The following is a 13,191-nucleotide window of genomic DNA, read 5'->3' as shown; positions in this document are numbered from 1 at the left end:
GGGCCGCGATGGCCGGCGGTACCGCGGTAGGCGCCGCACGCCCGATCGAGGGCGCCGCATTCGGCCTGGGCGGACGGCGCCCCGCCCGGACGGCAGCGACGGCGTCGGCGAACGGACCGCCGGACTTGTAGCGCATGCCCGGGTTCTTCACCAGCGTGATCTCGATGAGTTCACGCACGTTGGGCGGCAGGTCGGCCGGCAACGGCGGCGGGGTCTCCTTGATGTGTTTCATCGCGACGGTCAGCGCGCCGTCCCCGGTGAACGGGCGCTTGCCCGAAACCGCCTCGTAGCCGACCACACCCAGCGAGTACACGTCGCTGGCCGCGGTGGCGTCGTGGCCGAGGGCCTGTTCGGGCGCGATGTACTGCGCGGTGCCCATCACCATGCCGGTCTGGGTCACCGGCGCCGCGTCGACGGCCTTGGCGATGCCGAAGTCCGTCAGCTTCACCTGGCCGGTCGGGGTGATCAGGATGTTGCCCGGCTTGACGTCGCGGTGCACCAGGCCCGCGCTGTGGGCGACCTGCAGCGCCCGCCCGGTCTGCTCCAGCATGTCCAGCGCGTGGCGCAGCGACAGCCGGCCGGTGCGCTTGATGACCGAGTTCAGCGGTTCACCGTTGACCAGCTCCATGACCAGGTAGGCGGTGCGGCCTTCGCCGTCGATGTCGGTCTCGCCGTAGTCGTACACCCCGGCGATGCCCGGATGGTTCAGCATCGCCACCGTGCGCGCCTCGGCGCGGAACCGCTCGACGAACTCCGGGTCGGTGGAGTACTCGGCCTTGAGGACCTTGATCGCGACGCGCCGGCCCAGGCGTGAATCCACGCCCTCCCAGACCTGGCCCATGCCGCCGGTGGCGATGAGCCGCTGCAACCGGTAGCGCCCGGACAGCGTGACACCCACTCTTGGACTCATTGCTCGCCTCGCTGCGCTCGGCTTCGGTGGCTCATTGCTCGCCTCGCTGCGCTCGGCTTCGGTGGCTCACGAGGCACCTCGAAGCGCCGCCGCGATCGTCGCGCGTCCGATCGGGGCCGCCAGTGCGCCGCCGGTGGCGGACAGCCGGTTGCCACCGTTCTCGACAAGCACCGCGACCGCTACTTTGGGTGCCTGAGCAGGCGCGAAGGCGATGTACCAGGCATGCGGCGGCGTGTTGCGCGGATCCGTGCCGTGCTCCGCAGTGCCGGTCTTGGATGCGATCTGCACGCCGGCGATGGCTCCCTTCTGCTGAGTCACCTGCTCGGCGGCGACCATCAAGTCCGTAAGTGTATCTGCGACCTGTTCGGTGACCGCCCTCCGCTCTTCGGTTGGGGCGGTGGTGGCGATGTTCGCAAGGTCCGGTCCCTTGAGGCTGTCCACCAGGTAAGGACGCATCGTCACTCCCTTGTTCGCGACGGTCGCCGCGATCATCGCGTTCTGCAGCGGCGTGAGTGCGACGTCGCGCTGGCCGATGCTGGACATGCCGAGCGCTGCGTCGTCGGCAATCGGGCCCACCGTCGATTCGGCAACCTGCAACGGGATGGCCGGCGGGGCCTCGCCGATCCCGAAAGCGTCTGCGGTGCCGCGTAACTGGTCGGCACCGGTCTCGATGCCGAGCTGGACGAAGGCGGTGTTACAGGAGTTCGCGAACGCGTTCTGCAGCGACGTGGTCGGGCCTGCTCCGCACGACGTGCCGCCGAAGTTCTGCAGGGTCGCGGTGCTGTCCGGCAGCGGGATCTGCGGTGCCGCGGTCAGCTGCGTGTCAGGCGTCGCGCCGGCCTGCAGCGCAGCAGCGGTGGTCACCACCTTGAACGTCGACCCGGGCGGGTAGGTCTCGGCGATCGCACGGTTGAGCAGCGGTGACTGCGGGTCGTCGCGCAGCTTCTGCCACACCTCGGACTGTTGGGCGACATCGTGGGAGGCCAGCAGGTTCGGGTCGTAGGACGGGGCCGAGACCAGCGCCAGGATCTTCCCGGTGGACGGCTCCAGGGCCACCACCGAGCCCGTGCACGGGCCGTCGCAGCCCTTCTCCATCGCGTCCCACGCGGCCTGCTGCACCTGCGGGTTGATGGTGGTCGAGACGTTGCCGCCGCGGGGGTCACGGCCGGTGAAGAAGTCGGCCAGTCGCCGCCCGAACAGCCGCTCGTCGGAACCGTTGAGCACGGTGTCCTCGGCGCGCTCCAGCCCGGAGCTCGAGTAGCTCAGCGAGTAGAACCCGGTGACGGGCGCGTACGTCATCGGGTTGGGGTAGACGCGCAGGAAGCGGAACCGGCCCTCGGTCGACACCGAGTACGCGAGCAGCTGTCCGCCCGCCGAGATCTGGCCGCGCTGCCGCGAATACTCGTCGAGCAGCACCCGCTGGTTGCGGGGATCCGAGCGCAGGCCGTCGGCGGTGAACACCTGGGTCAGCGTGGCGTTGGCGAGCAGCAGCACGACCAGACCCATGATCATGACCGAGATGCGGCGCAGTGAGGTGTTCATACCTTCTGGATCACCTCGGTGCGTGCTGCCGCGATGTTGCCCGGCGGTAGCGGCCTGGTGCCGATGGGCCGACGCGCGGCGTGCGAGATGCAGACCAGGATCCCCAGCAGCAGATAGTTGGCCACCAGCGACGAGCCGCCGTAGGACATCCACGGCGTGGTCAGCCCCGTCAGCGGGATCAGTTTGGTGACGCCGCCGACGACGATGAACAGCTGGATCGCCAATGTGGCGGACAGGCCGGCCGCGAGCAGCTTGCCGAAGCTGTCACGCACCGCGATCGCGGTGCGCAGCCCGCGGATGATCACGATCGTGTAGAGCAGCAGCACTGCCGAAAGGCCAACCAGCCCAAGCTCTTCGCCGATCGCGGCGATGATGAAGTCGGTCGACGCGGCCGGAACCGTGCCCGGCTGTCCGTTACCCAGGCCAGTGCCGAAGATGCCGCCGGTGGCGAAGCTGAACAACGACTGCACCATCTGGTAGCCGGCGCCGTCCGGGTCGGCGAACGGGTCGCGCCAGGTCTGCACCCGGACCCGGACGTGGTCGAAAACGTAATAGGCGACCACACTTCCGGCGGCGAACAGCGACAGCCCGAGCACCACCCAGCTGAACCGCTCGGTGGCGATGTAGACCATCACCAGGAACGACGCGTACAGCAGCAGCGACGTGCCGAGATCCTTCTCGAAGATCATCACCCCGACCGAGGCGATCCAGGCGGCCAGCAGCGGGGCCAGGTCCCGGGGTCGCGGCAGATCCATTCCCAGCACGTGCTTTCCGGCGCTGGTGAACAGGCTGCGCTTGGACACCAGCACGGCGGCGAAGAAGATCAGCAGCAGGATCTTGGAGAACTCCGCGGGCTGAATCGAGAAGCCCTCGAACCGGATCCAGATCTTGGCGCCGTTCTGCTCCGACAGCTCGCGGGGCAGCACCGCCGGGATCGCCAGCAGGATCAGGCCGCTGAGACCGCAGACGTAGCCGTACCGGGACAGCATGCGGTGGTCGCGCAGGAAGATCACCACGGCCGAGAAGCCGAGCACCCCGGCCAGCGTCCAGAGCATCTGCTGGTTGGCGGTGCCGCCCAGGCCCTGTGCGGCGGGGGTACCCTCGGCGAGGTCGAGACGGTGAATCATCACCAGCCCCAACCCGTTCAGTAGGGCGACCACCGGCAGCAGCAGCGGGTCGGCGTACGGCGCGAAGCGGCGCACGGCCAGGTGCGCGCCGGTGAACAGGGCCAGGTAGGCGACCGTGTACTGAGCCAGATCCCAGCGCAGCCCTTGTTCCTGGTTGGCCTCGACCAACAGCAACGCCACCGTGGTGATCAGCGCGGCGAAACCGAGGAGAGCCAGTTCGGCGTTCCGGCGGTTGGGCAGCGGGGGTGTCACCGCCACGGCGGGCTGCGGTTGGGTCGTCATGAGACTTCCCGGCAGTTCGTTCCCGGTTCAGGCGGTGGGGGAGGAAGCGCGGTGACCGTCGGCAGTGGCGACGGCGACGGCGGTGGGGCCGAGGGGGAGGGCAGGGGAGCCGAACCTGCGACGGTGCGCGGTGTTTCGGGCGCTGCACTGGTGCGCGGTGCGGTCGAGGGCGTCTGCGGCGCCGCAGAAGTCGACGACGGCCCTGCCGAGGGGGAGGGCCGTGGAGCGGGAGCGGGAGGTCGGCTCGTCGGCGGCGGGGCCGGGGGCGCACACACCGGGAGGACGGAGCTTCGGGACAGTTCCTCGATCTGGCGGATGGCCTCGTCGAGGGATCCGGACGGAAGGCCTGCGATCACCTGAGCGCGCTCGGACGGCCGCATGTCGTCGACACCGAGCGGACGGCAGTCGAGGTTGTCGCGGGATTGGTCGGCGCTGATCAGGGAGAGCTCGTTACGATCGTTGAGGCAGCCGAGAAGGTAGGGCTCCTGCAGGGAGATTCCGAGGAACGAGCCGTCCACGCCTCGCATGATCGAGACGGTGCCGGCGTTCTCGCTGACGTAGTAGTTGTTGCGGACGATCTCGCGTCCGACGGCCAGGCCGGCCAGCACCACGAGGACCAGCACTGCGGCGGCAATGATCATGCGGCGCTTGGACCGGGGTCGCGGTGGTGGCTCTTCCGGTTGCGGGACAACACGTTTGGCGGCGTTGCGCTTCGGGTTGAACGCCGACGCACGGCCTGCGGCGGTGTTCGGGGGAGCGGTCTGGTCGTCGTCGCCGGAGACCGCGCCGGCCAGGATGGGCTGGGTCTGCCCGTAGTCGTAGTCCACGACGTCGGCCACCACCACGGTGACGTTGTCGGGTCCGCCGCCGCGCAGGGCCAATTCGATGAGCCGGTCCGCGCTTTCGGCGACGTCCTCGAGCTGCAGCGCTTCGGCGATGGTGTCGTGGCTGACCGGGTCGGACAGGCCGTCCGAGCACAGCAGGTAGCGGTCGCCGGCGCGGGCCTCACGCATGATGAGCGTCGGCTCCACCTCGTGGCCGGTCAGGGCCCGCATGATCAGCGAGCGCTGCGGGTGGCTGTGGGCCTCCTCGGCGGTGATCCGGCCCTCGTCGACCAGGGTCTGGACGAACGTGTCGTCCTTGGTGATCTGGGTGAGTTCGCCGTCGCGCATCAGGTAGCCGCGGGAGTCGCCGATATGCACCAGGCCAAGCCGGTTGCCCGCGAACAGGATTGCCGTCAGCGTGGTGCCCATGCCCTCGAGCTCGGGGTCGGCCTCCACGTGCGCGGCGATCGCGGCATTGCCTTCGCGCACCGCCGCGTCGAGCTTGCTGAGCAGGTCGCCGCCGGGCTCGTCGTCGTCGAGATGGGCCAGCGCGGCGATCACCAGCTGCGAGGCCACCTCACCGGCGGCGTGGCCGCCCATGCCGTCGGCCAGAGCGAGCAGCCGGGCGCCGGCGTAGACAGAGTCTTCGTTGTTGGCGCGCACCAACCCCCGGTCGCTGCGGGCCGCGTATCGAAGGACGAGTGTCACGGGCGCAGCTCTATCACCGTCTTGCCGATTCGCACAGGCGTGCCCATCGGAACTCGTACAGCTGTCGTCACCTTCGCCCTGTCGAGGTATGTACCGTTGGTCGATCCTAGGTCCTCTACATACCATTCCGGCCCGCGTGGCGAGAGTCGGGCATGGCGCGTCGAGGCGTAATCGTCGGTCAGCACGAGCGTGGAGTCATCCGCGCGGCCGATCAGCACCGGTTGGGTGCCCAGGGGGATGCGGGTGCCGGCCAGCGCGCCTTCGGTGACGACCAACTGCCGCGCCACGTGCCTGCGGTTGCCCTTCGGCAGCAGCGAACCGCGCAGTGCCAGTCCGCGGCGCACCATCACCGCACCGGTCGGCGCGTAGATGTCGGTGCGCAGGATGCGCAGCACCGACCAGATGAACAGCCACAACAGCAGCAGGAAGCCGACACGGGTCAGCTGCAGTACCAGGCCCTGCATCTGACGTCCTCTCCGTCCCGGTGATACTCCCCGCGCAAGCGCTCGTCCTTCTAACACTCCTCGCGCAAGCGCTCGTCCTTCTAACACTCCTCGCGCAAGCGCTCGTCGGCGTCTCGTCGGCACCGCCACCAAACGCGGGCAACGGTCGGCGTGAGCACCGCGCGACTGCGACCCCCGTGCGGCCTGACCTCAGTGGACGCGGACGATGATCTCGGAGTGACCGAGCCGGATGACGTCGCCGTCGGCCAGCTGCCACTCCTGGACCGGAGCGTTGTTCACCGTGGTGCCGTTGGTGGAGTTGAGGTCTGACAATAGCGCGACCTGACCGTCCCAGCGGATTTCCAGGTGCCGACGCGACACGCCCGTGTCGGGCAGCCGGAACTGGGCGTCCTGGCCGCGGCCGATGACGTTGGCGCCTTCGCGCAGCTGGTAGGTGCGGCCGCTGCCGTCGTCGAGCTGCAGCGTGACGGTGGCACCGGCGACCGCGTAGTCGCCCTGAGCGCCGTACCCGCCGTACCCGGCGGCCTGGCCGTAGCCCTGCTCGCCGTACCCGGCGGGCTCGTTGTATCCGGGCTCACCGTAGCCGGCCGGCGCCTCGCCGTAGCGGCCGTAATCGGGCTGTGCGTAGTCCTGACGGCCGTAGGACTGCTGACCGACCTGACCGCCGTAGCCGCCCTGGTCGGGATAGCCGCCCTGGTCGGGATAGGAGGGCCGGGCCGGGGGCGGGTAACCGCCCTCGTCGGGGCGACGGCTGTAGTCATAGTCGCCCGACGGCGGGCCGTAGCCGGGCTGGCCGCCCTGAGGCGGGCCGTATCCGGGAGGCGCCTGGCGGTAGCCCTGGTCCTGGGCCGGGTAGCCGCCCTGAGGCGGGCCGTAACCGGCCGGCGGGCGCTGCTCGTAGGACTGCGGGGGGTAGCCGCCCTGCTCGGGGTAGCCACCTTGATCCGGGTAGCCGCCCTGCTCCGGATAGCCGCCCTGCTCGGGGTAACCGCCGCGGGGCGGGTAGCCGCCCTGGTCCTGGGCCGGGTAGCCGCCCTGGTCGCCCTGTGGATAGCCGCCGCGCGGCTCGTCGCCGCGGTTGTAGCGCTCGTCCTCGGGGCGGTTCTCACCGCGGTTGTAGTAGTCGTCTGCGGGCCGACCGGGTCCTTGGCCGCCGCGGTAAGTCGGGTTGTCGGTCATCGGTGGTACTCCTGGTTCTGCCTGGGACGTGACGTCTCGTGGGGGTGGAGCGGGTTCGACTGTGGTCGCGTCTGGATTGACCGCGGCACGCGCGCGAAACTGTCCGGTGTGCAGGTTGGTTGACTGCTCGAATCTGACGACCAGATCACCATACGTTTGCCAACCCTGCTCATGGATGTATCCCTCCAAGTGCTTGGCGAACGTGGTCGCGGTGATGTCCGGGTCGGCACTCACCTTTCGATAGTCAGGCACACTGAGGGTAATGACGTAGTCGTTCGGGGCCAAAATGCGCCCACCATGCAGTTCGCGCGCGCCGGCGTCTGCCTCCCGGCGCAACAGCGACTCCACTTCCTGCGGGACGATTGATCCGCCGAACACCCGGGCAAAAGCGTCGCCGACCTTGTCCTCGAGCTTGCGCTCGAAGCGGCCGACCAACCCCATCTCCCCGATCGCCTCCTTGCCTGGTGCGCGGGATCACCCCCGCGGTGACGCCACCAGCGTGTCGGCTGGTGGCGATGCCTGCTTGCATGGTATCGGCCAACTGGGGCAATGCGTGACCATCGGAATTGTGAGAATTACATCGGTGCAGGTCAAGGTGCTGTGACCGGCCGTTTTGGAGTTCTGGGGGGTGCGCCAGTACGGTGGTGAAGCCGGGATGCCTGCGTGATAGGCTCCCTCGGTCATTCGGGCGAGTGGCGGAATGGCAGACGCGCTGGCTTCAGGTGCCAGTGTCCTTCGGGACGTGGGGGTTCAAGTCCCCCTTCGCCCACAGCGAGACCAAGGTCACGGACTCTTCGGAGTTCGTGACCTTTGTCGTTTCCGGGGCTCGGCGGCTTGCGCTGCGGGCCGGACCCTCGCGAGGGTGCGCTCAGGGTCGCTGACGAGCGTGATCCACGACCGTCAGTGCGCTTTCGCGAAAAGCAGGGAAGTCGGTGGGCGGGAATCATTTTCGCGCACGCCACTTGTCAGACCCTGCTGCTTGAATGGTCCTATGTCCTCGACCGCAGCTGATGCGCCCGCTGTGCTCACCCAGTCGGATCGACTAGCGGTGCTCTTCGAGGAACTGTCGGAGTTGGCCGGACACCGCAATGCGATCGACGCACGGATCGTGGAGATCGCCGCGAAGATCAACCGCGACGGACTCCTCGGGATCACCGGGGCGTCGTCGGTGACGTCCTTGATCGCCTGGAAAACAGGATGCTCGCCGCACAACGCGGAAACCATCACCACAATCGCCGACCGGCTCGACGAGTTCCCGCGCTGCGTCACCGCCCTTCGCGACGGCCGACTCTCCCTCGATCAGGTCGGGGTGATCGCCGAGCGCGCCGGCGAGGGTTCTGACGAGCACTACGCCCAGTTCGCCAAGAATGCGTCGGTCACCCAGCTGCGCACCGCGCTCAAACAGGAACCCCGACCTGAACCCGAACCGGTCATCGACCCGGTCGCCGACGACGACGAGCCTGCCCCGCCACCGCCGGCACCAAGGCCGGAGATCACCAGCACCAGCGATGCCGACTACACCTACTGGCGCATCAAACTGACCCATGACCAGTCCGCGAAATTCAAAGCCGCCCTGCAGTCGCACAAGGACGGGCTGATCGCTTCGTGGAAACGCGACCACGACACCGACAGTTACCCCGATACCGGCGACCACAGAGACACCGGGAAGGGCTGCGGGGTGGAGCGGCCGCCGCTGCCCAGCCGAGGGGACGCCTTCATGGCGCTGGTCGAGGCCGGTTGGGATGCCGAGGCGTCTCGCCGCCCGCACGGCCAGCACACCACCGTCGTCGTTCACGTCGACGTCCAAAACCGTTTCTCGGCACTGCATCTGGGGCCGGCGCTGACCGACGAGGAACGCCGCTACCTGAGCTGCGATGCCACGTGTGAGGTGTGGTTCGAACGCCACGGCCGACCTATCGGTGCCGGACGTTCCACCCGCACCGTCAACCGGCGTCTGCGCCGCGCCCTGGAGCATCGCGACCTCACCTGCGTGGTCCCGGGCTGCGGCGCCACCCAGGGCCTGCATGCGCATCACATCGTGCACTGGGAAGACGGCGGCGGGACCGAACTCGACAACCTCGTGCTGGTCTGCCCCTATCACCACCGGGCCCATCACCGCGGCATCATCACCATCACCGGACCCGCCCAGAAGCTCCTCGTCACGGACCACGCCGGGCGGGAACTCAAGCCCGGATCCTTGGCGCGCCCGCCGACCACACCCCGACCGAACGTCGCGCCCTACCCGGGGTCGTCCGGAGAACGCGCCCAGTGGAAGTGGTACCACCCGTACGAACCACCATCACCGATGCGGAACTAGCGCTCACTCCCCGCGCTCGGCCGCCCACAGTCCGATGACGAATGCCGTCAAATCGTTGTGCTGCAGCGGGTCTCGTCCGGTGATCTCCTGGATGCGGGAGAGCCGGTGCCGCACGGTGTTGGTGTGCAGGAACAGCTCCTTGGCGGTGTCGCTCAGGGAGCCGTTGCAGGACAGGAACGCTCGCAGTGTGCGCACGTGCTGGGTGCCGCGCTGGTTGTCCATTTCGGCCAGTGGGTCGATCAGCAGTTGCTTGAACGGTGCCAGCTGCCCCAGCGGCAGTTGCTCCAGCAGGCTTTCCAGCGTGCTGAGCTGATCGGGCCCGACCCGGCCCCCGCGCTGCTCGGCCAGGGTCAGCGCGATGCGGGCCTGCGCGATCGCTGACCCGATGTCGGTGAGCGGCACCGGCGCCGAATGCCCGGACGGCAACGCGAGATCCTCCGTCGCCTCCAGCGCGCCGACGGTCAGCATCAGACACAGATCCGGGGCGTCGCCGATCAGCGCGTCGGGGAACGCCATCGACAGCAGTGCCCCGGCACCGGCCGGCCACGCCGAGCACGCGATCTCACCTCCGAACCCAGGCCACTGCAGCAGCTGGCCCAGCGCGTCCGGCAGCAGCATTCGCCGCTCCACCAGCGACAGCAGCTGACCCACCCGTTCCCGGGCCAGCGCGGCTTCGATGTCGCGCTCGCCCTGAGCGGCGCGCACGAACCGCGCGATCAGGTCCAGCAACGCCGGCTCCGGCCGGTCACCCCGGCCCACCCAGACCAACGTGCCCAGACCCGGCACCGGAACCGTCACCGCGTCGTCGTCCGCGCCGCCAGAGAGGCTGGGGGCGCTGGACGCGCCACAGGCGCCAGCGAGGGGCTCCAGCAGGAAGTAGCACCCCAGCACCTGCCCGGCGCTGTCGAGCAGCTGTCGCGGCGAGTCGTGCCGGCGGAGCGACGCCAGCAGTTCGGGGGCCAACGCGTTGGTGGCGCGGGCGACGGCGATCTCCGAGCCCAGCCGGAAGTCGGCTACGAACCGGCTGATCTGACTGAACGGGACGCTGGGCGGCGCCACCAGCACCGGCAGACCCTGCGTCCGGCACAGCGCCATCAGCGCCGACGGCACCGCATCGTGGCCGTCACCCACCCCGAAACACACCCCGGCGGCACCGGCTCGCGTGAGCGCGTCGACGAATACCGCGCAGTCGTTCCCGGTCTGCAGGCTGATCCCCACGGTGCACACCAGCTCACCACCGAGCAGGTAGCGCGACGGGTCGCGCATCTCCGTGGTGTGCACCCAACTGATCGCCCGGTCCAGATCCTGCGGTCCGCCCTCGGGCACCGACAGCCCTGGTCCGGCCGTCTCCAGCAGGTCGCGCAGGGTCGGAGCGGCCGACTCCACGCGCACCTCCGACATGCGGGGAGCGTAACGCGGCCGTCACACGCCGGCGTCACGCCGTTGTGCGATCGTTCAATCCCGGGGTACCGCGACGGTGCGATCTCTGCGTGTTCGCCGCGACGGCTGGCGTCGGTGCACGTCAGGCGTGATAGTTCCAGCCATGTCGTCATTGGTCAGCCCGGCTGAGCAGCAGCCACAGCTACGCCGCGAGTTCTCCCTGGGATCGGCGTTCGCGTTCGCGTTCGCCTTCATCTCGCCGATCGTCGCCCTCTACGGGATCTTCGGGCTGGCGCTGTCCGCCGCGGGCCCGAGCTTCTGGTGGGGCTTCGGCCTGGTCTTCGTCGGCCAGTTCCTCGTCGCGCTGGTGTTCGCCACCCTGGTGTCGCGCTGGCCGCTGGAGGGCTCGATCTACCAGTGGTCGCGCCGTCTGCTCGGCAGCACCTACGGCTGGTTCGCCGGCTGGGTCTACATGTGGACCCTGGTGATCGCGATGGCCACCGTCGCGCTCGGCGCGGCCGGCTTCACCGCCAACATCGTCGGAATCGAGGAGCCCTCGGGCGGCACCCTGGCCTGGATCGCGCTGCTGATCCTGCTGGCCGGCACCGCCGTGAACCTGGTCGGACGGCAGGCGCTCAAGATCTTCATGATCGGCAGCATCATCGCCGAGGTCATCGGCTCGGTGGTGCTCGGCACGTGGCTGCTGCTGTTCCACCGCCACAACTCGCTGTCGGTGCTCTTCGAGGGCGGCGGCGCCGAGTTCGACGCGTGGGCCTACCTCAGCGGCCCGTTCCTGCTCGCGGTCGCGTTCATCGGCTGGTCGTTCGTCGGCTTCGAAAGCGCAGGCTCGATCGCCGAAGAGGTGCACAACCCGCGCCGGGACCTGCCCAAGGCCGTGCTGTTCTCGCTGGGATTCATCGCGCTGGTCGTCGCCTACTCCAGCCTGGCGATCATCCTGGCCATCCCCGATCTCGGCGCGGTGGCCGAGGGCGCGGTCGGTGACCCGGTGTACGAGACGCTGACCACCGCGCTGGGTGCAGGCATCGCCAAGCCCGTGCAGGTCATGTTCGTCATCGGCTTCCTGGCCAGCTTCCTGGCTCTGCAGACCTCGGCGTCGCGCGTCATCTGGGCCTACGCCCGCGACGGTGCGCTGCCCGCCGCAGGCACGCTGGTGCAACTGCGCGGCAAGGCACGCATCCCGGTGGTCGCGATCCTGGTGACGACCGCGATCGGCGCCGGTCTGTTCCTGCTCAGCATCGTCGCCGGCGACATCTACTCGCTGATGGTGAACTTCACCGCGGGCGGCTTCTATCTCGCGTTCCTGTTCCCGCTCATCGGCTTCCTGGTGGTGCTGCTGCGCAAGGCGTGGAAGCCCGGCGCGTTCTCGCTGCGCGGCTGGACGCTGCCGGTGGCGGTGGTGGCCGTGACGTGGGCCGCGCTGCAGTTCCTCAACATCGCCTGGCCGCGGGTGGCGTTCGAACAGCGCTACCTGGACTGGTCGGTCTGGATCGGCATCGCCGTGCTCGGCGTGCTCGGTGCGGTGCTGTACAGCAGCGTGAAGTCCCGGATCAGCGCACCCCAGGACCTGGACGAGCCGGCGCTGGCCGATGACTGATCGACCGGTGGCCCTGGTCACCGGCGGCGCCAGCGGGATCGGCGCCGCGGTGGTCGAGGCGCTCACCGCCCGCGGCTACACCGTGGGCTGTCTGGACCTGCACCCCGGTGCGGCCGAGAACAGCGTCGCTGCAGATGTTTCCGACGCCGCCGCGGTTCGCGAGGCGGTGAACCAGCTCAGGGAGAAGCTGGGTCCGATCAGTGCGGTGGTGACCTCGGCGGGCTACTACGAGATGACACCGGTGTCCGAGATCAGCACCGACGCGTGGCAGCGGATGCTGCGCGTGCATGTGGGCGGGCTGGCCAACGTCGCGCGCGCGACTCTGCCGGATCTGGTCGCCACCGGCGGATCGCTGGTCGCCGTGGCCAGTGAACTCGCCGTCGGCGGCGGCGACGAGGACGCGCACTACGCCGCGGCCAAGGGAGCGATCATCGGCCTGGTTCGCAGCCTGGCCGTCGAGACTGCCAGCAGCGGGGTTCGGGTAAATGCGGTCGCCCCCGGACCCACCGACACCCCGCTGCTGGCCCCCGACTCACCCTGGCGCGCAAGCGAATACCTGCAGACGCTGCCGCTGCGCCGGCTCACCACCCCGGCCGAGGTGGCCCGCTGCGTCGAATTCCTGATCTGCGACGCCACCTTCAGCACCGGAGACGTCGTCAACGTGAACTCGGGAGCGGTGATATGAGCACGGATCTGCGCGGCCGGGTCGCACTGGTCACCGGCGCCGCCCAGGGCATGGGCGCCGCACACGCCCGGCGACTGGCCGCCGCAGGCGCCACAGTCGCGGTCAACGACCTGCGCGACAGTGACGCGCTGACCGCGCTGGCCGACGAGATCGGCGGG

Annotated in this window: 11 protein-coding genes and 1 tRNA gene; 5 read left to right on the top strand and 7 right to left on the bottom strand. The window is 69.2% G+C overall.

Annotated elements, in window-relative coordinates; translation table 11 throughout:
• The 6 genes from MVA01S_RS24345 to MVA01S_RS24320 all read right to left on the bottom strand — a co-directional run.
• On the bottom strand, positions 1–910 hold a 910-nt coding region (locus tag MVA01S_RS24345), incomplete at its 3' end, for a serine/threonine-protein kinase (RefSeq protein ID WP_060941723.1).
• Positions 911–976: 66 nt separating this feature from the next.
• Positions 977–2,452 carry a D,D-transpeptidase PbpA gene (gene pbpA, locus MVA01S_RS24340; protein ID WP_003930897.1) on the bottom strand — a complete coding sequence of 492 codons (1,476 nt, stop codon included), beginning with the start codon at positions 2,450–2,452 and terminating at the stop codon, positions 977–979.
• A complete protein-coding gene (locus MVA01S_RS24335; RefSeq protein ID WP_003930898.1) occupies positions 2,449–3,861 on the bottom strand; it encodes a peptidoglycan glycosyltransferase RodA in 1,413 nt (470 codons plus the stop codon). Before MVA01S_RS24335 ends, pbpA begins: the two co-directional genes overlap by 4 nt.
• Positions 3,858–5,393: a PP2C family protein-serine/threonine phosphatase gene (locus MVA01S_RS24330; RefSeq protein WP_003930899.1), complete on the bottom strand. Its 1,536-nt coding sequence runs from the start codon at positions 5,391–5,393 to the stop codon at positions 3,858–3,860. Before MVA01S_RS24330 ends, MVA01S_RS24335 begins: the two co-directional genes overlap by 4 nt.
• Complete coding sequence (locus tag MVA01S_RS24325; RefSeq protein ID WP_003930900.1) at positions 5,390–5,857, bottom strand: FHA domain-containing protein FhaB/FipA; 468 nt, start codon at positions 5,855–5,857, stop codon at positions 5,390–5,392. Before MVA01S_RS24325 ends, MVA01S_RS24330 begins: the two co-directional genes overlap by 4 nt.
• Before the next feature lie 189 nt (positions 5,858–6,046).
• Complete coding sequence (locus tag MVA01S_RS24320; RefSeq protein ID WP_003930901.1) at positions 6,047–7,477, bottom strand: FHA domain-containing protein; 1,431 nt, start codon at positions 7,475–7,477, stop codon at positions 6,047–6,049.
• A gap of 245 nt (positions 7,478–7,722) precedes the next feature.
• On the opposite strand from MVA01S_RS24320, the gene MVA01S_RS24315 reads away from it, so the two are divergent.
• Both MVA01S_RS24315 and MVA01S_RS24310 read left to right on the top strand, forming a co-directional pair.
• Positions 7,723–7,805 (top strand) — tRNA-Leu (locus MVA01S_RS24315).
• A gap of 222 nt (positions 7,806–8,027) precedes the next feature.
• Positions 8,028–9,353: an HNH endonuclease signature motif containing protein gene (locus MVA01S_RS24310; RefSeq protein WP_040541389.1), complete on the top strand. Its 1,326-nt coding sequence runs from the start codon at positions 8,028–8,030 to the stop codon at positions 9,351–9,353.
• A 3-nt stretch (positions 9,354–9,356) separates the two neighbouring features.
• On the opposite strand, the gene MVA01S_RS24305 is transcribed toward MVA01S_RS24310, so the two are convergent.
• Entirely contained in the window at positions 9,357–10,754 is a 1,398-nt protein-coding gene (locus tag MVA01S_RS24305) for a PucR family transcriptional regulator (protein ID WP_003930903.1), read from the bottom strand.
• Between the two features lie 142 nt (positions 10,755–10,896).
• On the opposite strand from MVA01S_RS24305, the gene MVA01S_RS24300 reads away from it, so the two are divergent.
• The 3 genes from MVA01S_RS24300 to MVA01S_RS24290 form a co-directional block, all read left to right on the top strand.
• Complete coding sequence (locus MVA01S_RS24300) at positions 10,897–12,348, top strand: APC family permease (RefSeq protein ID WP_003930904.1); 1,452 nt, start codon at positions 10,897–10,899, stop codon at positions 12,346–12,348.
• The gene (locus MVA01S_RS24295) at positions 12,341–13,033 is read left to right on the top strand and encodes an SDR family NAD(P)-dependent oxidoreductase (protein WP_040541390.1); all 693 of its coding nucleotides are present in this window, start codon (positions 12,341–12,343) and stop codon (positions 13,031–13,033) included. The genes MVA01S_RS24300 and MVA01S_RS24295 overlap by 8 nt, the downstream gene beginning before the upstream one ends.
• On the top strand, positions 13,030–13,191 hold a 162-nt coding region (locus tag MVA01S_RS24290; RefSeq protein ID WP_159426343.1), incomplete at its 3' end, for an SDR family NAD(P)-dependent oxidoreductase. The genes MVA01S_RS24295 and MVA01S_RS24290, both read left to right, overlap by 4 nt.

Source organism: Mycolicibacterium vaccae NBRC 14118 = CIP 105934 (assembly GCF_001552715.1).
GTDB classification, from domain to species: Bacteria; Actinomycetota; Actinomycetes; order Mycobacteriales; family Mycobacteriaceae; genus Mycobacterium; species Mycobacterium vaccae.
The sequence above is the reverse complement of the archived record's forward strand: the minus strand, read 5'-3'. Positions and strand labels throughout refer to the sequence as shown.

Excerpts from the sequence above, each read along its gene's own strand:
- MVA01S_RS24310 (WP_040541389.1), top strand. The coding sequence starts at position 8,028 with ATGTCCTCGACCGCAGCTGATGCGCCCGCTGTGCTCACCCAGTCGGAT.
- MVA01S_RS24335 (WP_003930898.1), bottom strand. The coding sequence starts at position 3,861 with ATGACGACCCAACCGCAGCCCGCCGTGGCGGTGACACCCCCGCTGCCC.
- MVA01S_RS24295 (WP_040541390.1), top strand. The coding sequence starts at position 12,341 with ATGACTGATCGACCGGTGGCCCTGGTCACCGGCGGCGCCAGCGGGATC.
- MVA01S_RS24300 (WP_003930904.1), top strand. The coding sequence starts at position 10,897 with ATGTCGTCATTGGTCAGCCCGGCTGAGCAGCAGCCACAGCTACGCCGC.
- MVA01S_RS24325 (WP_003930900.1), bottom strand. The coding sequence starts at position 5,857 with ATGCAGGGCCTGGTACTGCAGCTGACCCGTGTCGGCTTCCTGCTGCTG.
- pbpA (WP_003930897.1), bottom strand. The coding sequence starts at position 2,452 with ATGAACACCTCACTGCGCCGCATCTCGGTCATGATCATGGGTCTGGTC.
- MVA01S_RS24305 (WP_003930903.1), bottom strand. The coding sequence starts at position 10,754 with ATGTCGGAGGTGCGCGTGGAGTCGGCCGCTCCGACCCTGCGCGACCTG.
- MVA01S_RS24320 (WP_003930901.1), bottom strand. The coding sequence starts at position 7,477 with ATGGGGTTGGTCGGCCGCTTCGAGCGCAAGCTCGAGGACAAGGTCGGC.